The organism is Desulfococcus multivorans (genome assembly GCF_001854245.1).
In the GTDB taxonomy this organism is placed as follows: domain Bacteria; phylum Desulfobacterota; class Desulfobacteria; order Desulfobacterales; family Desulfococcaceae; genus Desulfococcus; species Desulfococcus multivorans.
The window spans coordinates 515717-533720 of the sequence record NZ_CP015381.1; the positions used below are offsets into that span (position 1 = coordinate 515717).

At 55.4% G+C, this 18004-nt stretch carries 14 protein-coding genes; 8 read left to right on the plus strand and 6 right to left on the minus strand.

Annotated elements, in window-relative coordinates:
- The first annotated feature begins 29 nt into the window (after window positions 1-29).
- The 5 genes from dmul_RS02190 to dmul_RS20005 all read left to right on the plus strand — a co-directional run bounded on the left by dmul_RS02190 (window position 30) and on the right by dmul_RS20005 (window position 5230).
- The gene (locus tag dmul_RS02190) at window positions 30-497 is read left to right on the plus strand and encodes a PqqD family protein (protein WP_156775330.1); all 468 of its coding nucleotides are present in this window, start codon (window positions 30-32) and stop codon (window positions 495-497) included.
- A 414-nt stretch (window positions 498-911) separates the two neighbouring features.
- Window positions 912-1958, plus strand: a complete 1047-nt coding sequence (locus tag dmul_RS02195) for a radical SAM protein (protein WP_159449745.1) — start codon at window positions 912-914, stop codon at window positions 1956-1958.
- 27 nt (window positions 1959-1985) lie between these two features.
- On the plus strand, window positions 1986-3272 hold the full coding sequence (locus dmul_RS02200) for a B12-binding domain-containing radical SAM protein (RefSeq protein ID WP_020875274.1): 1287 nt from the start codon (window positions 1986-1988) through the stop codon (window positions 3270-3272).
- 97 nt (window positions 3273-3369) lie between these two features.
- On the plus strand, window positions 3370-4440 hold the full coding sequence (locus dmul_RS02205) for a radical SAM/SPASM domain-containing protein (RefSeq protein ID WP_020875275.1): 1071 nt from the start codon (window positions 3370-3372) through the stop codon (window positions 4438-4440).
- Window positions 4441-4498: 58 nt separating this feature from the next.
- Window positions 4499-5230 carry a DUF4573 domain-containing protein gene (locus dmul_RS20005; protein ID WP_156775331.1) on the plus strand — a complete coding sequence of 244 codons (732 nt, stop codon included), beginning with the start codon at window positions 4499-4501 and terminating at the stop codon, window positions 5228-5230.
- 107 nt (window positions 5231-5337) lie between these two features.
- On the opposite strand, the gene dmul_RS02215 is transcribed toward dmul_RS20005, so the two are convergent.
- The 5 genes from dmul_RS02215 to dmul_RS02235 all read right to left on the minus strand — a co-directional run bounded on the left by dmul_RS02215 (window position 5338) and on the right by dmul_RS02235 (window position 14817).
- The gene (locus tag dmul_RS02215) at window positions 5338-6105 is read right to left on the minus strand and encodes an SDR family NAD(P)-dependent oxidoreductase (protein ID WP_020878612.1); all 768 of its coding nucleotides are present in this window, start codon (window positions 6103-6105) and stop codon (window positions 5338-5340) included.
- Window positions 6106-6203: 98 nt separating this feature from the next.
- On the minus strand, window positions 6204-7955 hold the full coding sequence (locus tag dmul_RS02220; RefSeq protein ID WP_020878613.1) for an amidohydrolase: 1752 nt from the start codon (window positions 7953-7955) through the stop codon (window positions 6204-6206).
- A 93-nt stretch (window positions 7956-8048) separates the two neighbouring features.
- Window positions 8049-11300, minus strand: a complete 3252-nt coding sequence (locus dmul_RS02225; protein WP_020878614.1) for a hypothetical protein — start codon at window positions 11298-11300, stop codon at window positions 8049-8051.
- 123 nt (window positions 11301-11423) lie between these two features.
- On the minus strand, window positions 11424-12203 hold the full coding sequence (locus tag dmul_RS02230; RefSeq protein WP_020878615.1) for a hypothetical protein: 780 nt from the start codon (window positions 12201-12203) through the stop codon (window positions 11424-11426).
- Window positions 12157-14817 (minus strand): hypothetical protein, encoded by a 2661-nt coding sequence (locus dmul_RS02235; protein WP_020878616.1) that lies wholly within the window; start codon window positions 14815-14817, stop codon window positions 12157-12159. Before dmul_RS02235 ends, dmul_RS02230 begins: the two co-directional genes overlap by 47 nt.
- An 810-nt stretch (window positions 14818-15627) precedes the next feature.
- On the opposite strand from dmul_RS02235, the gene dmul_RS02240 reads away from it, so the two are divergent.
- A complete protein-coding gene (locus tag dmul_RS02240; protein WP_144016633.1) occupies window positions 15628-15918 on the plus strand; it encodes a hypothetical protein in 291 nt (96 codons plus the stop codon).
- A gap of 55 nt (window positions 15919-15973) precedes the next feature.
- On the opposite strand, the gene dmul_RS02245 is transcribed toward dmul_RS02240, so the two are convergent.
- Window positions 15974-17476: a hypothetical protein gene (locus dmul_RS02245; RefSeq protein ID WP_144016632.1), complete on the minus strand. Its 1503-nt coding sequence runs from the start codon at window positions 17474-17476 to the stop codon at window positions 15974-15976.
- Between dmul_RS02245 and dmul_RS21205 the strand changes: the two genes are divergently transcribed.
- Entirely contained in the window at window positions 17434-17619 is a 186-nt protein-coding gene (locus dmul_RS21205; RefSeq protein ID WP_353740091.1) for a DUF6444 domain-containing protein, read from the plus strand. The genes dmul_RS02245 and dmul_RS21205 overlap by 43 nt on opposite strands.
- Complete coding sequence (locus tag dmul_RS20820; protein ID WP_353740094.1) at window positions 17558-17722, plus strand: IS66 family transposase; 165 nt, start codon at window positions 17558-17560, stop codon at window positions 17720-17722. Before dmul_RS21205 ends, dmul_RS20820 begins: the two co-directional genes overlap by 62 nt.
- Window positions 17723-18004 lie beyond the last annotated feature (282 nt).

The window sequence follows — 18004 nt, forward strand, 5'->3', positions numbered from 1 at the left end:
GGCCCTTTTAGCGCCTGACCCGAAACTTATTGGCCAAGAGGAGAGAAACGATGGAAATATCAGCATCTCAACAGGCGAATGAATCAACGGGGTATACAGTCTTTCCGGAAGCCCCCGTGCATTTTCCCATTCCGGCATCGCTTGCGCCGTTTCCCCCGTATTTGCAGGCTGCCATTATAAAGGCCGTCGGAATATGCAAACCGCGGCCTGCTACCGATATCTGGTATCAGGATCGTGGAACCGGCTCGGTTTATGTCATTCGACACGGCATTCAATGGCAATTCAACAAAACGGCCAGTTTCATCTGGATGAAGCTTGGAAACGGAGTCACCGTGAAGGAAATTGTCGAGCAACTTTGTCGGGAGTACACGGAGGATAATGCGGAAGATATTGAATTTCAAACAGTTGAATTTGTGCTCCATGCCCTTTCCTATGGCGTCCTCGATATCGCGGAGGACGAGGAAGTCCCGCCTCCCGGAGAGCGGGCCGAAAGTTGAAAAATGCCCTTGAATGATCAAAAATGCCGGCTCAAGGACAATCGATGCCGGTTCCCCCTGGCGTTTCAAGGTCTTGTGCCCGGAGAGCCGTTCAGTCTGAGGGTCGGGATTTATGCCAACTCGAATCTTCCCTGGCAGGAACCGGCAGGAATTTGGACCTTCGATATTTCTGATTGTTACGCCGAAGGTTTGGAAATCGATCTCTGGCGGCTCGATTTCTATTCCGTTCAGCTTCGTGCGTCAGCTCGCCGCCGGCTGGCGCGGGCATTCCGACGGTCTCAAGACATATCCTTATCCGCGTGGGCGATGTTTACCGTCGAGGTGTTCGGAAAAAACGGCGGAGTCCTCGGAACGATGAGAGTCGGCTTGTCCATTGCTTCCCATGATCTGGCCGTGATGAACGAGCGATATCGATTGGCGGCCATTCCGCCGATTCAGTGGTTCTTCGTTGAATTGACCAACCGTTGCAACTATGCCTGCAGCTGGTGTCCCTCTTCATCAATGACAAGAAAACAGGGGAGGATGCCTTTCGAGCGTGTGCAATGGTTGTTTAAGGAAATTGCCGATTATCGATACCGTAATCCTCAATTTTCGATGCACGCCGAGATCAAAAACCTGGTGTTCCTGCATGTCATGGGAGAACCGTTGCTGCATCCCCGCTTCTTTGAAATCCTTGAATACGGACATAGCATCGGGCTTGATTTCTGCCTCGTGACCAACGCCAGCCTTCTCACCCCTGAACGGATCGACAGGCTGCTTGCCGGCGGGATCAGCAGCATCACCATCAGCCTCAATGTGCCGGACGGTTCACATTTTTCGAAGACCGGCGCTCCCCTTGCATATTCGGCCGTAATCAGCAGAATCCAGAATCTCATTCAGGAGAGATACCGTCGAGGGAGCGATCTTCCCCGGATAGAAATTCAGATGCTGAATAGCAGAGGGGTTGCTCTGTCGGCAGCGCCCCTTGTGGAGGAGGCGTACCAGGTCGAGGACCAGCTGACATTCTGGTCAATGTTCGTGCGCCAACAGGAGCAAGCGCATCAGGTAATTTCTCATATACCCGATACCCACGAGGCATTGCGCGTTCGACAGGTTCTCGACCGCGTAACAAACGATCCCGATATTTATTTCGAGATCGGCAAGAATCTTTATGTTGTTTTTAAACGGGCGTGCAATTTCGGGAATATACTGCTTCCCGAGGGTTATCGTGTTATCGAGTCTGCCGAAGGGCGGTGCGCTTTTTTCAACGCCCACCGGACAATAGCTGTTCTCTGGGACGGCTCCTGCACGTTCTGTTCACTTGATTATAATAATTCGGTCAATCTTGGGAATGTATTTGATGAAGGACTCGAAGGCATCTGGACCGGCAAAAGGATGAATCAAATCCGGAGATTGATGGAGCATGGCATTCTTTCAGAATCTCTGTGCCGCCGGTGCCAGGGCGAAGTAATCCGTGACTAAGGGCCGGCTTCGTGAAAGGAGAATCGCATGACCGACGTGCTTCTGGTTGCCCCACCCATGCAGTCGCCCGCGGCGCAATCTTCGTTTAATGCGTTGTGTCCGCCGCTGGGCCTGGGCTATCTGGCCGCCTGCTTACTGAAAGAAGGCATTTCAGTTGAAATCGCGGATCTGAGCAAGCAGGCCGATCCCTGGGCTTTTTTAAGCCGAACAATTGAGAGGACTTCCCCTCCTTTCGTGGGAATCACCTGCGTCACCCAGAATTATGCCCTCGGGTTGAAAGCCGCCGGGGTCGTCAGGGCAAAGGCGCCCGGCGCCTTTGTTGCGATGGGGGGACCGCACACAACGTATCGATATGAGGATGTCCTGGCCGAAAAGACTGTCGATGTCGTCGTGCGCTTCGAGGGAGAGAAGAGTGTGGTACAATTATTTCATCATGTGGCGAACAAAGCGCCCGACCTCAATCTCATCAACGGCATCGCCTTCCGCGACGGCGACCGTGTCTTGAAGACACCCCATCGAAAACATGAGGAAAGTCTGGATGACATTCCATTTCCCGCCCGGCATTTGATGCCGATGGCGACGTACGGCCGCCCCGGCACGATCATGACAAGCCGCGGCTGCCCTTATAAATGCATTTTCTGTATCTCCAGCACATACGAGGGAAATTACCGGATGCGCAGCCCTGAAAACGTCATCGCCGAACTCGTGATGTTGCGGGAAATCTGGGGTCTGAGAGAGATCTATTTCATCGATAACGTGTTTACCGCGAGCTCGGAAAGGGTTCAACAGATCTGCCGCCAACTTGTTGATTTAAAATTAGACATTCGTTTTCATTGCGTGTGTCGACTTGATTTGATTACCCACGAACTGGTGGAGATGCTGAAAGACGCCGGCTGCATCGGTATGGAGATCGGCGTGGAATCGGGCGATCAGGAAGTGATAAATTCGATGAACAAGCATATTTCCGTCAGCGACGTACTGCGGGCTACCGATATCGTAGTGGGGGCGCGAATTCAGCCGATGTTTACATTTCAAATCGGTTCTCCCTTTGATCGACCGGAATCCGTTGCGAAGACCCAAGCGCTGGCGGCTCAGGTCCGCGCCAAGGGAGCGATTGCTTTTGTTTCAATCATGACCCCATTTCCGGGCACGCCTCTTGCCGACCGCGCCCAGGAATTCGGCATCCATATTCACGATGTTCCCTGGAGTGAATATCGGACATCCAATCCGATTACCGACACTCCCCATCTGAAACGGCAGGATTTTCGCCGGGCCCTTTATGAGGAAGCGATACGTTCCGGCGTCATCTATTAACGCATGTCCCTTTACAAGTCGCATCTCTCGCGCTGATGTGACGAAAGAGATGCTGTCTGTGGATCGACACCAACTCAAACGGCTTTTTGGGGTATTCATGGAAACAAGTTCACTGCCCATTCAGGCGGCGCCGCCGGATCACCTGTACATCGAGTTGACCAACCAGTGTAATCTTAGATGCAAACACTGTTATCTCGACGCCGGTCCGGGCGGCAACCACACCCTGTCTTCTTCTCTGGTGCGCCGGGCATTGCATGACTTCGCAACCTTCGGTGGTATGTCTGTAACCTTCAGCGGCGGGGAACCGCTGTTGCACCCTGATTGGCCGGCGCTGGTCGGATATGCGAGGTCGCTGAATCTGGTGACAGCGGTGGTGACCAACGGTCTGCTGCTCGACTCAGCCGCCGTGAAAGATTTGAGAGAATTAGGAGCAACGGTAACGCTCAGCCTGGATGGCGCGAGCCGCGAAACCCATGAATCGATTCGAGGCGCCGGATCCTATGCCAAAGCGCTGGCCGCTCTGGATCAACTTGAGGCGTCTCACTCCAGAGATCAGGTGATTATCGCATTCACGCCGACCAATACCAATGTGGACGATTTGATACCCTTGGCGCGGCATATTTCTGAACGCGGGTTTTACAGACTGTATGTTTCACCGCTTGAGGATCGCGGCCGCAGCCTGGTTCATGAAGACAAATTGTCCCTTGACGATGAATCCAGGATGCGTCTGCTCATTCAAATCGCATTGCTGAACACGGGTCCGTATCGATACATGGATATTGACTGCGGACATTTGAATTATTTTTTTCACCGATTGCTGACAGGGGAAGGTGATCTCGGAGATCCGATCGAGGGGACCCTGAGGATCAATCCTGATGGGGATATCTTTTTGACCGCTTATTCGGATGATCGCCGATTCCTGCTGGGTGACCTGCTGAACGGAAGCATCCGCCAAGCGTGGCAATCCGACGCGACACGATTTCTCCTGAATGCGGTTGATCAGCGCCGTTTGGGTTTGCCGGATTGTAATTCCTGCCCTTATTGGATCATTTGCGGCGGCGGAAGTCCGGTTCGAGCATATATGAGGCACGGCAGTTTCCAGAAGCCGGATGAATTTTGCCGGGCCAAACAGATGTTTCTTGACCGTTGGTTTTCCGCTTTGCGCTGAGGAGATAACCCCGGCGTTCAAAGCAGAACGAATTCCATTTCAGAAAAAGGAGGAAACCATGGAACAACAATCACAAAAATTTCAGCAGCCAGGGGGCTTCGGGTTTCCTTTTGGATACCCGGCAGGGGGTGTCCGGATGGGATACCCGGCAGGGGGTGTCCGGATGGGATATCCGGCAGGGGGTGTCCGGATGGGATACCCGGCAGGGGGCGTCCGGATGGGATACCCGGCAGGGGGTGTCCGGATGGGATACCCGGCAGGGGGTGTCCGGATGGGATACCCGGCAGGGGGCGTCCGGATGGGATACCCGGCAGGGGGCGTCCGGATGGGATACCCGGCAGGGGGCGTCCGGATGGGATACCCGGCAGGGGGCGTCCGGATGGGATACCCGGCAGGGGGCGTCCGGATGGGATACCCGGCAGGGGGCGTCCGGATGGGATACCCGGCAGGCGGCGTCCGGATGGGATATCCGGCAGGCGGTGTCCGGATGGGATACCCGGCAGGGGGCGTCCGGATGGGATACCCGGCAGGGGGCGTCCGGATGGGATACCCGGCAGGGGGCGTCCGGATGGGATACCCGGCAGGGGGCGTCCGGATGGAATCCTTGGCAGGGGGCGTTAGGATGGGATACCCGGCAGGGGGCGTCCGGATGGGATACCCGGCAGGGGGTGTCCGGATGGGATATCCGGCAGGGGGTGTCCGGATGGGATATCCGGCAGGGGGTGTCCGGATGGGATACCCGGCAGGCGGCGTCCGGATGGGATACCCCATTGGACGGATGTTTATGTGACTTGCGCCGGGGCGTCATATGCGCTCATACTATCCCGGTGGGCTGGGTTGCAGCCCACCGGTTTTCCAGGACCTTATGTCCTTGAGGGAAAGCGGCGCGCCGTCCCCCTACTGATTGCGTCCAGCCATGACCCCGCCGTCCACATTCCAGATCGCACCCGTTACCCAACCTGCATCGTCCGAAAGCAGAAACACGATCACCGATGCCACATCAAGAGGTTTTCCGATTCGGCCAATAGGGTGAAAATCATTGAAGGCCTTTAGCGCCTCGTGAATCTCATCGGGTTTGATGAAGGCGCCGTATATGGGGGTCTCCACCACTGCGGGAGCCACTGCGTTGACGCGTATGCCGTATTCCGCCAGTTCCATGGCCAGATGCTGGGTCATGGCATGCAGGCCGGCTTTGGCCATCGAGTAGGCGGATGAGGGCGTGGCTTTAATGGCCTGATGCGCCCACATGGAACCGATGTTGACGATGGCCCCGCCGCCGTTTGCAGCCATGTTCTTCGCTGCCTGCTGGGTCACGAAAAAAGCGGCCTTGTTAAGATCCATGTAGGCATCATAGTCCTCGTTTGTGTGCTGCAGAAAAGCCTTGGGGGAGAATACACCCGCAGCGTTGACGAGGTACTTCACGTTCTTCATTTTATCACGCACGTGGGAAATCAATCTGGTCACGTCATCCTTTTGCGTGAGATCGCACTGGAAGATATGCACATTATCGGGGGAATCGAAGCCTTCACGGGCTGCCGCCAGTTTTTCCCGACGGCGGCCGACTATCGTAACCGAGGCGCCGGCATGTACCAACAGCATAGCCGCCTCCAGACCCATTCCACTGCTGCCGCCAATGATCAGCGCTTCTTTGCCTGAAAAGCTCATATGTCGCTCCTTTTTTCGTCATTGATTGACGCTGCATTTGAAAACAAGCGGCCGTTTTGCACCCGACCGGGCAGCATCACGGCCCTTTTTCCCTTCTATCAACTCCCCCCATGCCGTATTGCAGCATCGTTTTCGTAGACAATCTTCCCATCGATGATGGTACAAAGCACCCGGGCGCCGGCAATCCTGTCTTCCGGAACGGTCAGGATGTCTTCCGACAGCACTACCATATCCGCCAGTTTTCCCGGTGTCAGGGTCCCTTTGATGTGTTCCTCGAAGGCGGCATAGGCATTGTTGACGGTGTAGGACTTCAAGGCCTCCTCGCGGGTAAGGCGTTGTTCCGGAAAAAAGGACGAACCATCGGGCAGGCGGCGGGTAACGGCGGCATGGAAGTTGGCGATGGGATCGATATCTTCGACCGGCGCATCCGTGCCGTTGCTCACAACGGCCTTTGAATCCCAGAGTTTGCGCCAGGCATATGCCCCTTCCCGGGCCCGCTGCTCTCCGATCCGTTTGATGACCCACGGGCCGTCGGAGGTTGCATGAACCGCCTGCATGGACGCGATGACCCCGAGAGCCGCAAATCGCGGGATATCATCGGGATGAAGATGCTGAGCATGCTCTATTCGCCAGCGAAGGCCTCTCTGGCCCGGATGGGCTCGAAACACTTTTTCATACAGGTCTAAAACTTCGCGATTCGCGCGATCGCCGATGGCATGGGTGTTGATCTGGAATCCGTGTTCAATTCCAAACGCTGCCGCCCTGGTCATGCCGTCGATGGATGCCGTGGGAAGTCCCGTACTTTCCGGTTTGTCTGTGTAGGGTTCAAGAAGCCAGGCGCCGTGAGCGCCAAGCGCACCATCCATGAATAGTTTTATGGATCGAACCGTCAGAAATCCGTTTCCGTAATCCACCAGACGATACGCTGCAAGGTTCTCGAACGGGGTTTTGTCCGGTTTGATCATCACATAGAGCCGAACCTGCAATAAACCTTCATCAGCCAATTTTTTGTATAAATCGATTGTGTCCAACGACACGCCACAATCATGGAATGTGGTGATTCCATGGGACACGGCCTTCTTCATCGCGAGCTGAACCTGTTTCGTCTGTTCAGCCCTGATGTCTTCGGCGGAACGCTGGGCTTGATACCGCTCGAAAGCATCCCGGACAAAGTCCTGGGCCGATTCACGCAGCATGCCGATGGGTTGGCCGTTGGGGTCGCGAACGATTTCACCCCCTGGCGGATCCGGCGTGTCCGGCCCGATGCCGGCAAGTTCCAGAGCCTTCCCGTTGACAAATGATGCATGGCCGCTTGCATGGGTCAATCGAACAGGATTATGCGGCGATATTCCGCTCAGATCATGGTGGGTCGGCAATCCGTCGATGACGGATCTGGGTGGTTTATCCCACTTCTCCTGATGCCATCCCCATCCTTGAATCCATGCCCCGGGTTCGACTCGCTGCGCAGCTTCGGCGATCATGGCGACGATGTCGTCCCAATTCCGGGCCATGGTCAGATCAAGCATCATCTGAACCCTTCCCAGTGCCGGCAGGTGTCCGTGCCCTTCGATAAAGCCGGGTATGACCGGTCGACCCTTCAAATCAATGACCTTGGTGGATGGACCGATAAGCGCTTCCATCTCCTGGGTCGTACCCACGGCTTTGATCCTGTTTCCCTTAACGGCAAGGGCTTCGGTAAGGTTTATGGCGGGATCGAGCGTCACGATCTTTCCGTTTTTGATCACCAGGTCGGCACGTTCAGCCGCCGCCTTGCCGTCCACGCCTGACAAGCCGAGAAACATGGCCGTTATGACGAGTACGGAAACCGCAGATGTCCATTTTTTTTCCATGGCGACCTCCTCGAGAACCGCCCGTCCATTTAAGTACTGTTCCTTTCGACGAAAAAGAACGTTTATTCTTCCCACGAAAAAAATACGTAATTCTCAGAATACGTCATCTGCGGGCGATTGTTCCAGCCGGCGTAACGCTTCATCGATGGCAGCTCGCGCGTCGGCTGCCGCCGCCCGGCTCATGGCGTCGCCTCCCGCTGGCGGCAGGAGTCCTTTATGGGGTGAACGCCCCTTGTACTCCGGATCACCGAGCATTTTGCCGGCCCGGCTAGTGCCTCGGCCTACGGTGAGGCGCGCGTCCGGCAAGCTTGGATCGCGCATGTAAGTCTGATTCAGAAAGATTCGATTTTCCTGGCTGGGCGTGAGGCGGAGATTACCTGAGCTGAAGGCTTTCGCCGGCTGCTGGCCCAGCTCAGCTATGTGATCAACATCGAGCCTGAATTCGTACGTGCCGCCCGGCGGTGGCTTTACGCTGCTGCCTGCTGCCGGCGAGCCGTCGGGATGAACGAGGTTCACTTGTTGCGGTTGAAGCCGCACAAAAGGCGCCGTTCCGTCGCGCGGAATAAAAAAGCCTGCATGAGACAACTGATCGCGAATCTCTCGCGCGGCGAGATCGTCCGAGATTCCGACGTAAAACCAAAACTGTGTCCGTATGTCGTCGAAGGTATCGCGTGCCGCCGCGGCGATTTCGCGTTTAGTTAAATTAGTCCCGAACAACTCCTGCACGGCACGAATTCGTTGGGCATTTTGCGTGGCGATGTGATTCCAGGCAGTGCTGAACCCTCGCATCTCGGTAAAGCGAACGTTCAAAACATCAGCAATCGATTGCACCTGCGCCGGGTCCAGGCCGGTGGCGAGTGCGGTGAGTTCCGCGCTTCCACTTACCTTGCCCGGGAGCAGCTTTTGCGAGGGCGGGGGAGGCTGATCTGCGCTTCCGGTTAGTTTTGTGCCGACCTTGGACTCGGTGCGGGCTGCCTGTTGAGCAACATCGTCGGCGCTGCTCAGGAGTGTTGCGCCGCGTTGCGCGCCCAAATCCTCTGCCGCGCGCACAACATCCGCTTCCGCCTGCCTTACCGCGGCCGTACTTTTTCCTGCCGCGCTTTCGCCTGAGTGTGAAAGGAGGCGAGCTTCGTCATCGACAACATCCTCGATGCCTCTGCCTTTGGTAAGATGGCCGACCGCCGCCCCGGTCGCCAGGGTAGTGACGATTTGTCCGGCCGTTGAATCACCGAACACGCGCTGGCTCACCTCGCCGGCCACATAATTGACAACGACGGATTTGACGAGACCGCCGAAGCCGCCGGAGGCGAGATCAGGCAGATAGCCGAGCACTTCGAAGAATGCGGGAATCAGCATCATTAAGTGCCGAGTGTTGCGCCAAATTTCTCCGTAAATCGCATCGTTTTGGTAGATCTGCCCCAGTCGAATATAAGACCCCATGGAAAAGAGGATGCGACCTATCCCATTTACTTCGACATAAACGACCCCTTTATCACCGTCCCACCAGATAATGAAAATGTTACCGACGGTTTGTCCAATCCGCAGTTTGGTGTTGGGGGCCATTGGGCTGTTAATGGGGATCTGAAGCTCGTCGATCGAACGCGGACTATCGGTGCGCAATGTTTCGACAAGCCTGCGGACGCGCTGGGCCTCGGCCATGGGCACGAGATGGATGCGGTATTGGTCCGCGATCAGCAACAGCGCCAAGTGGGCTTTGGAAATTTCCGTGATTATTGAACGACCTTGCTGCATTCGTACCATGTACTCGAGCCGTTCTTCGAAGTCATGGAAGTACGGGTTCGGTTTGGCGCCGATATGGATCAGGAACTGGCGCTCTTCTTCACTGAACCCTTTGAGATAAGTCAACGTGCGGGTGTTAACGGCGAGTTGAAACAGCGCCTGGATGCCATACCAGTAGATCTCGTCCCTTACCCACGGCGTCATATCGCTCGCGTCGCGACACCACTTCAGCATGACGAGAAAAGTTGCAGGGTCGTTCTGTGCTTTGAACAAATCCGCGAGATCGTCGAAAGCTTTCAATAAATCCTGGATCTTGTGCAGATTAAAAGCCCGATCGCAGCGTCCTGACACGTCCCGCAACAGTTTCTTTTGCTCTTTATTGACAACAGGCTCGAAGGCGCGCAATGCCTTGAGGTTGGGGTCTTTCTGATTCTTCTGGTAGTACGCGAACTTGAATTCGTCGATGAATCGTGCTTCGCCTTTCTTTTTATCGATCTCCCGGCCCAGGTCGGCTTTCTGATCCTTGCTGAGTGCCGCATATCGCTTGGCCCACACTGTCCCCACAGCATTGGTCAGATAGACGTATTTGAACGTGTAGTAGGCATCACCCAATCCGATGACGCGTCCCGAGATGCCATAAAAGATTCGTAACGAATTGGTATCATTGTCGGCATATTCAGCCGACGCCTCGAGATAGGCAATCATGCATTCGCGTAGTTTCTGAAATTCATTTTTCCTGATGCCGAATATGAACTCTGAAATGATCCTTTGGTCGTGCTTGGGATCGGTCATGTACTGCTTGAATAGCTTGACGAACTTCTTTTGAACAGCGGTTTGCGACACTGTCTTGCGCTTTTCGCCGATGTCGGCCGGCTTCGCACCGGACGAGACTTTCATTCCCTTGGTTTTTCCCGCAATATCCGACTTCAGGATTTTCTGCTCACGATCTGTCAGTTGACTGTACCTTGTCTCCCACGGTGTGCCGGCCGTACTGATCCACTTATCGAACCTGGCCGCAAAGAAAGCATCGCTCTTATGAATGGCGAGAGAGGACAAACCAAAGAAAACCGCGAGCGAATTGTGATCGGTGTCGGGATATCTTGCCGATACCTCGATATAGACCAGGAGACACTCCTGTAGCTGGGTTCCTTTCATCAACTTGAATATGTAGTCAGACACAGGTTTGTAGATGTGCCGCTTCATGGCGTCATCAAAAATCCTTATGAACTCCTTTTGGGTCCACGACAGGGCGCGCTTCTTTTGCTTGACCTTCGACAGCAATTGATTCCTTTGCTTGTTTTCAAGCGCGGCGTGCCGTTCGAACCACAAATTGCCCTTGACGGCGGTCAGCACTTCGTAACGCAACGCGAAGTACACATCTTCTTTGACTGCAAGCAGCGACAATTCGTAGAAAATACGCAGTGAATACTTGTCCCGGAGATCATAGCGTTTAAAAACATCGAGGTAGGACGACAGGCACTCGCGCACCTGCTCAAACTTGAGCCGGTTCATGAAGTCTGCCAGCGGCCGATAGGCCCTCTCGTGGCGCACCATGTATTCACTGAAAAGCTGCAGGAACTTCTCCTGGGTGGCGGTGATAACCATGGGAGCATTCCCCTTTTCTCAAAAAATCCCGTTTGCAAGGGTCGAATGATATTCATCTCATTTCATAGGATCCACTCAGGTCAAGCAGGCGCGGCGTGAAAGCCTATCCGCCGCGCCTGCATGCTACTCGTCGCCGTCGTGCGGCGGAATCTCGCCACGGTAGTAAACATTCTTTACATTGTCGACGTCCGGATCGCCGAGCTTGTCACTCTGAATCCGTTTCGCCTTGCGAAGATTGTCGATTTCCAGATTACGCGCTTCGGCCTTGGTCTTGAGCACATCCAGTCCACGATGGAGCAGCTTGAAGTCTTCGATCAAGGGCCGGCTGCCGACCAGTGCCTCGATGTAAAGGGAGTTGGTAGGCACAATGATTTCTTCCCCGTCACGCAAGGGATTGGCGAGTATGGCCTCGTACTGCTTGCGTAATTCAGGCTCGACTTCGTGAAACGCGTCGCCCAGTTTTTCGCGCAGACACTGCACATAGCGGGAAAACTCGTCCAGCGTGAAGTTGCCGGTGCTGTCCGGATCGCGCAAGCCAAGCTCTGCATCGATGTAGGGCGTCATCATGAAATCGGTTAACGCGTTGCCTTCTTTGAGCGGATAAATAATGTAGTTGCCTTTGAACCCTTGCGGCTCGTCTATCTTAGCCAGTTCCGCGAGCGTTGCTTTTTTGTCGTCCTCATCCAGATTTTCATCGATCTCCATGGTAAACGTAACCCGAAAACATTTTTTGCCGGGCTGGGGCGTGATGCCAACCGGCCAATCATCCACCTCCTCAAGCGTGTATTTCTTGAGGCGAGGCAATAGCCGCGGGGCTTCGGTCGTGTGATGGCGGAAAAATCGCTGATCAGAGTGCTCATAGCTCCAGATACCGCATGTAATGAAGGATGTAATCGCGTACATGGCGAACCAGCCTGTCGATCTGCACTTGATGGTTGGTATTCTGCGCAAGCGCTTTGGTGTATGTGTCGCTTGCCACCTGCAGCGCGCTTACCTCGCGCTCGAGCTGCGAGCGCAGATCTTTTTCCTCGCGGACTGCACGCTCGTAGGCATCGCGCGCCGCATCCTCGCGAATGCGTGTCGCCTCTTTTGACTCATCTGAATCGTAAAAGAGGGCTTCGCCCGCCTTCTCGAAAAATCCCTCCGAATCCTCTTCTTCCGCGATCCGCGCCTGTTTTTCAATCTGCGCCTCGAGCGCTGCATAACGCGCGGACATTTGCGCGCGTGCATGCATAATCTGGTCCTTAAGCGCATTTACGGTGTTTCGGATCATGTCGAGATTAGCTTTCAAGTCCGCGAGAATGATGCGGTCACCCTGCGCCTGGGTCGCCAGGTAATTCAGCGCGGGAATAAAACTGTCATCCAGAAGAAACCGCCGGATGATCCAGTCATGGCGCATCACCCAGGTTTCCGAGATGTACTCCGGCGGCGGTACATGCTGCCCGACGAGTACGACCGGCGTCACCCGGAACAATTGCTCCGAAACCATATAGCGGCGTTGCAGCTCGTAAAAGAGATAGGTGACCGGCAACTCGTCATTGGGATTGCTGATTTCGCGCTTTATGGTGTCTTCGGTTTCGAAGCTTTTTGCGGTCTCCACTTCCATTTTGCGTTCATCGCGAAACTCCTGCGAGGCTCTGCGAGTGGCCTGGCGATGCGCTTTTTTGGTTTCCTGCGAGCTGCCGGCAGCATCCTTGGTAAAGGTAGAAGTCGAATCGCCCTCGCCCAAGGGCCCAAGATCGTAGCTTCCGGATGCGGACAAGGAAAAATTGGTCTTGGACTCTGCGCGCTGAACGATTTCGGCTTCGTCGCGCTGCGTATCTTCCGCATCATCCTTGCGCATTTGTTGAGCAGAGTTAATCTGTTTTTGACTCATCGACAGCTTCACCACCTGCCGGGTTGTGAAGCTCACTGTCTCCTTTGGTGCGAGGGTGATGGTCTTGGCAAGCCGGCCCACTTGATATGATACGGGATCCCATCGCTGGCGGTAAGTCACAAGCAGCCCGAAATTTACTGACCCTGCTGCAAACACCGTAAACGGATAGCCTTCGCTTGCCTGTTCGAAGACGCCTTCCACGGGAAAACCGCCGAGGTCCGGGCGACCGGGAGGATGGGGTGGCTGCGGCGGCTGGGGAGGCGGAGGATCAACGACAATAACGGGGTCGATGTCGGGCAAACCGAGGCCGCTGTCGTTCATTCGCGCCATGGCGGTGAGCAATTTCTGTCCCTTTGCCTGTCCCGCCACTGCTGCTTCGCGGGCCAAAGCGCGCAATGGATTCGAATCGGTAGTCAATGCCGTTTCAGGGTCGCCGCCTGCCTCCAGTGTTTGCCGATAAAGTATCTTCGCCGCTTCGATCACGCCTTCGGCGCGCGCGTCTTCCCAGACATGATCAAAAGCAATTTGAAGATTGTGAAAGTCGTAAAATGCCGGCACATCCGCCGGCCCTCTGCGCAACGACAATTTGTCAACGCTAACCTCTACACTGTTCTGATCCGGACGCACGCCTTCCTGCACTTGAATAGATTCGGGTGACTTGAGATCGTTGAAAAGCCGTGACAATTGTCGATCGATGTCGAGATCGACGATGGGCGGCTCCGTCGGCGGTGGGTCTGGAGGCGGATCGGGCTCGGGGGGGTCGAATGGAGAGCTGCGCCGACGATTCAGGCAATCCTTGAGCAGCGGGGCATCGCGCAGCCGGGAAGGGGTCGTATCCTGCCCACGCAACTTCGCTTCCACTTTTTCGGTGTCTGGTTCTCCGTTCGCGCCGAGGAGCGCTTGAAACTCCTCATCCGAAAGCACGAGATAGGTTTGCCGCCCGGGTGCATTGTTGATGACTCGGGCAATGCCGCGCTGTTGATTATTTCGGGTGACGGTGCGCACATCCCCGCCCGGCGGCACAAACCGTTCAAGCGCTGGTGAATTGGGCGGCAGCTGCGTCAAGTGCCGCAGCACTCTGTCGCGAAGCTGCGTTTCTATTTTCTGCTCTATCGCACGAGCTTCCGCCACCTCGACCTTGGCAAGTTCAGAAATCTGTTTGCGTATTTCCCTCCGGCGCTTAAGCTCGGTCGATGTCTTCAGCGTAACCGCCTTCGGGTCGCCCGCTGCGCGGTCTTCTATCTCCGGCAGTGCGATCTCCCGTTTTTGCAGATCCTTGCCGTCGAGTTGAATGGAAAAGAATTCCTGCGGAGACGCGCTGCGACGCACGTCAGCCTGATACAGAATCCTGTCGGCAATAGCCTTGCCGGGCTCCTCGGGCGCAAGCACCAGCAGCAACAGGTCGGGGCGAGTGCGTTCGGCGTTTCTGATTCGGAAAGCCGTATCCTCGTAAGAAATGGCGAATTCACCATTGCGCGTCACGGTACTGCCAAGGGGCTGGCCGAGGGTACCTTTATTCACGTGCGGCGCAATTGAAACTCGGCCGGATATGTCAGAAAAAAGATCAAAAACTTGAACGACAAGCCCGGAAATCCCTGTCTTGGTACCCTTAACCTGGATATACCCTTTAATTACATTCATGTTTCAACCTCCGAATAACGCGCCCAGTTCCTCGGGCTCGGGCAGATTTCTGGCCCTGCACGGCGGCCGTCGGTTTGGCAACGACAGTGTGAGTCACCCGCCGATCCTGTCTGCATGCCAGACGACATGTGCGAGCAAAAAGCCGGCGCACACAACCGAAATCGCGACTCGAACATACGTCGACTGCATTGAAGCTCTCCTCTCAAGATCATGGCGTGGATCCAACATTGATGATCTCGTAAAAATGAGAAAGATATGTTCAGCTTTGGAGGCTGATTGATCAAGCTTAGTCCATCAATCGTAGAATGATGAGATATTCGAGAGATTCGAGGAGGCGATCGATAATTAGAGCGTATAAAAAGAGATAGATGCGAAAACTGAATTGGAGAAAGGGAATAAAAATTCTCTGAGGATGAACATCATGCATAAAGACCTCAAAGTCAATAGAAGTGCATCTGTATTTTTTACATCCTACATGGATAATTCAACTTTCGACGTTCATGATGGTGACCGGATAACTGTGCCGGGAGTATACGGCCCGCGCCCATTCAGCGGTGAGTTTCAGGGCCGATTAAGCGCAGCGGCGGGTCAGCGGCCCGGACTGTTTGATCAATTCCGAAAGGCGATTGACAAAATACCACACTGCAGTAGCTTATCAGATAACAGCAGAGGGGTTGATGTCAATATGTGAGCCGCCCCATGTTTAGCGCCTCTTGCCAAGATCGTTTCCTCGCTGAAAACACCTGATCGCTCCATTTTTGAACTGAGCATTTTCTGATGGCACTTCCATAATCTGCCCGGGTTGACCCCGTGGTGGGAATGCCCCTGCTGACCCAGGCCCTGACCGGGCACCGGACAGCGGCGGCCGAACGGATTGCAGAACGGTACGAACGCGTAAAGGCCATCCACGATCAACAGCGAATCGCCTGGCGGGATGCATTGGAAGCGGTTCGCGGCGAATCGCCTATCGACCCCCGCTGGGTTTCCCACTGCATCGACGCCGTGAAGATGGTTGATGCCATACGATTCGGCCGGCGCCACAGTGGCGGCCTCGGCCTTGGTGAGCCCGGCTTCCCGGATCCAGGGTCTTGTTCCCCCTGATCAGCCGATCCGCGCAGCAGGAGCCGGCCGGAAACCGAGTGCGACAACCGGGGTGTCATTCGGTCTTATCCGGTGCCCAAAAGCGAGTGTAGAGTTCTTCAGCTCTCCCGCGGCCGAGCCAGACCTCGACGACGATCATCACGAAGAGAATCGCTGCAACGAAGTAGATCCGTACGCCTTGGGCCCATCCGCCGAGATCAAGCCACTCGAGCGGTTGCGAAACGACCCAGCCGGTGAGCCAGGCAATGCCACCCATGAACGCCAGCCCCATCAAAGCAAGAGCGAGAAAAACCGCCGGTAGGATTAAGCTCTCGAGAGCCGCCATTAGAGAATGTACGAGGCGGCGGAACAGGGAAAGACGGATCTGCGATGGTTTGCCGGTGAGTCCCTCGGCAAGAAGAGATAGAAAGACCGGGTTGCTGTTGTACGCCACGTGGGCTCTGATCAGGCCCCCGAGTCCCCGCGCCGGGTGGTTTGTCGGGGTCGGCCAGCCGGGGAGTTTCTGAAGTGGACCGGAGACGAGATCAAGACGGCTGAAGAAGTTTTCCCACTTCATGGCCGACTTCCCGCCGTGAGTGCTGTCCGCCGCGATCAGCCTGTCCACAACTGCGATGGCCGGTCCGTTACGCGAATGTTCGACGAGCCGCGTCCAGAAGAAACGGATCTTCTCGAGAGGGCTTCCGATTGTGTAGAAGCGGCTCAGTTGAGCGGGACCGATAGTCGAGCGGGCGGGGCGGACATCTGGACACATGGCGAGGAATGCGATCACGGTCCCCAGGCTATGAGCCAGGACTTGAATCTCCCGGCAGCCCTGTTTTTCTGCGCGCTCGGCCGTACGCAGGAACCGGACATGGATCTCGTCCACGTGGCGGATCAATTCCCGGTTCCGTTCGCTCTCCCCGGGGAAAGCCCTGGCGACGCCCTGGACGTAGTTGAAGACGTCACCGACTACCTGGTCCATGAGGTCATCGAGGATAGTGCGCCCCCGGTCGGGATCCTTATGCTTTGTGCGAAAAGTCTCCAAGAATCCGACCGTTTTTGTCCGGGCTGACGGCCTTGCCTTCGACTCCTGCAGCGCTTTCAGGAACCCTGTTGGGATCGACGCCAAAAACTTTGCGCCCCAGAAACCAGCGCAGAGCAGAGAACTCAGGGGGGCAAGCATGGCAGTCCACCAAAGAACCCGCCATCGCGAACAAATCTCCGTGGAGAGACGACCGCTGCGGTGGTTGAGCAGGGGGAACCACACCACCTCGAAGATCCGATCAAAGTCAAAGGATCTCTTGACGATCTCGCCGCCTAGAAGATCCGCCCAGTAAACCTCGAAGACGTGAACCGGGCGGCCGATTCCGCTCAGGATTGCGTGATCGCCGGCTGCTTGCCGGATAGCAAGACGATCGCCAAAGGCGAGGCGCAGTCCACCAAGCAAGCCCCTCAAGGTCTCGCCGGGCTCCTGACTGCCGATCCCGTGGACCACCAGCAGCGCGACAGGATCCGAGCCGGCATTGGTTGAAGGCTGTGTTGTCATCACCGTACTCCTTTTTTTATTGTCGGAGAGCATTTGAATTCCTGGAACAGCAGGTTGAAATCCTGAGCCGGAGGCTCGATGAGCCGGAAAACCGCATCAACAGGAACTCCGGGAATTCAAAAAGGCCGCCATCTTCGGACAGCCCTTACAGGAAAATCCGCGTTTGTCTTTCTTGACGAAAAGGACGTTGACTCCACCAACAACCATGCCGAAAGAATGCTTCGCTATGCCGTCATTCGGCAAAAACGAGGCGAGGGAACATCGAGCACAAAAGAATAGCATCGGGTAGAACAAATTCTGACACTGCGGCATACCTGCAGACTTAGAGCCGAAAAGCTGTCCCCTATACTCGTCGATGCTGCCCAGTGTTTCTTCAAAGAGCTAACTCCGGATCCGGCCTGGATCTCCCAATAATCTTCAAAGCCTCTTGAGCGCTTACGATCAATCAACCAACCATTTTCAAACCGCCGGGGGGTGGTGCAGTTTAAGAACGCCGCTGACAGCTCATTGCGTGTTCAGGTATTGTCATGGTATCCTTGAAAAAGGCCAGCGTCTGAATAC

Excerpts from the sequence above, each read along its gene's own strand:
- dmul_RS02200 (WP_020875274.1), top strand. The coding sequence starts at position 1,986 with ATGACCGACGTGCTTCTGGTTGCCCCACCCATGCAGTCGCCCGCGGCG.
- dmul_RS02205 (WP_020875275.1), top strand. The coding sequence starts at position 3,370 with ATGGAAACAAGTTCACTGCCCATTCAGGCGGCGCCGCCGGATCACCTG.
- dmul_RS20005 (WP_156775331.1), top strand. The coding sequence starts at position 4,499 with ATGGAACAACAATCACAAAAATTTCAGCAGCCAGGGGGCTTCGGGTTT.
- dmul_RS02215 (WP_020878612.1), bottom strand. The coding sequence starts at position 6,105 with ATGAGCTTTTCAGGCAAAGAAGCGCTGATCATTGGCGGCAGCAGTGGA.
- dmul_RS02220 (WP_020878613.1), bottom strand. The coding sequence starts at position 7,955 with ATGGAAAAAAAATGGACATCTGCGGTTTCCGTACTCGTCATAACGGCC.
- dmul_RS02225 (WP_020878614.1), bottom strand. The coding sequence starts at position 11,300 with ATGGTTATCACCGCCACCCAGGAGAAGTTCCTGCAGCTTTTCAGTGAA.
- dmul_RS02230 (WP_020878615.1), bottom strand. The coding sequence starts at position 12,203 with ATGTACGCGATTACATCCTTCATTACATGCGGTATCTGGAGCTATGAG.
- dmul_RS02235 (WP_020878616.1), bottom strand. The coding sequence starts at position 14,817 with ATGAATGTAATTAAAGGGTATATCCAGGTTAAGGGTACCAAGACAGGG.
- dmul_RS02245 (WP_144016632.1), bottom strand. The coding sequence starts at position 17,476 with ATGCTCTCCGACAATAAAAAAAGGAGTACGGTGATGACAACACAGCCT.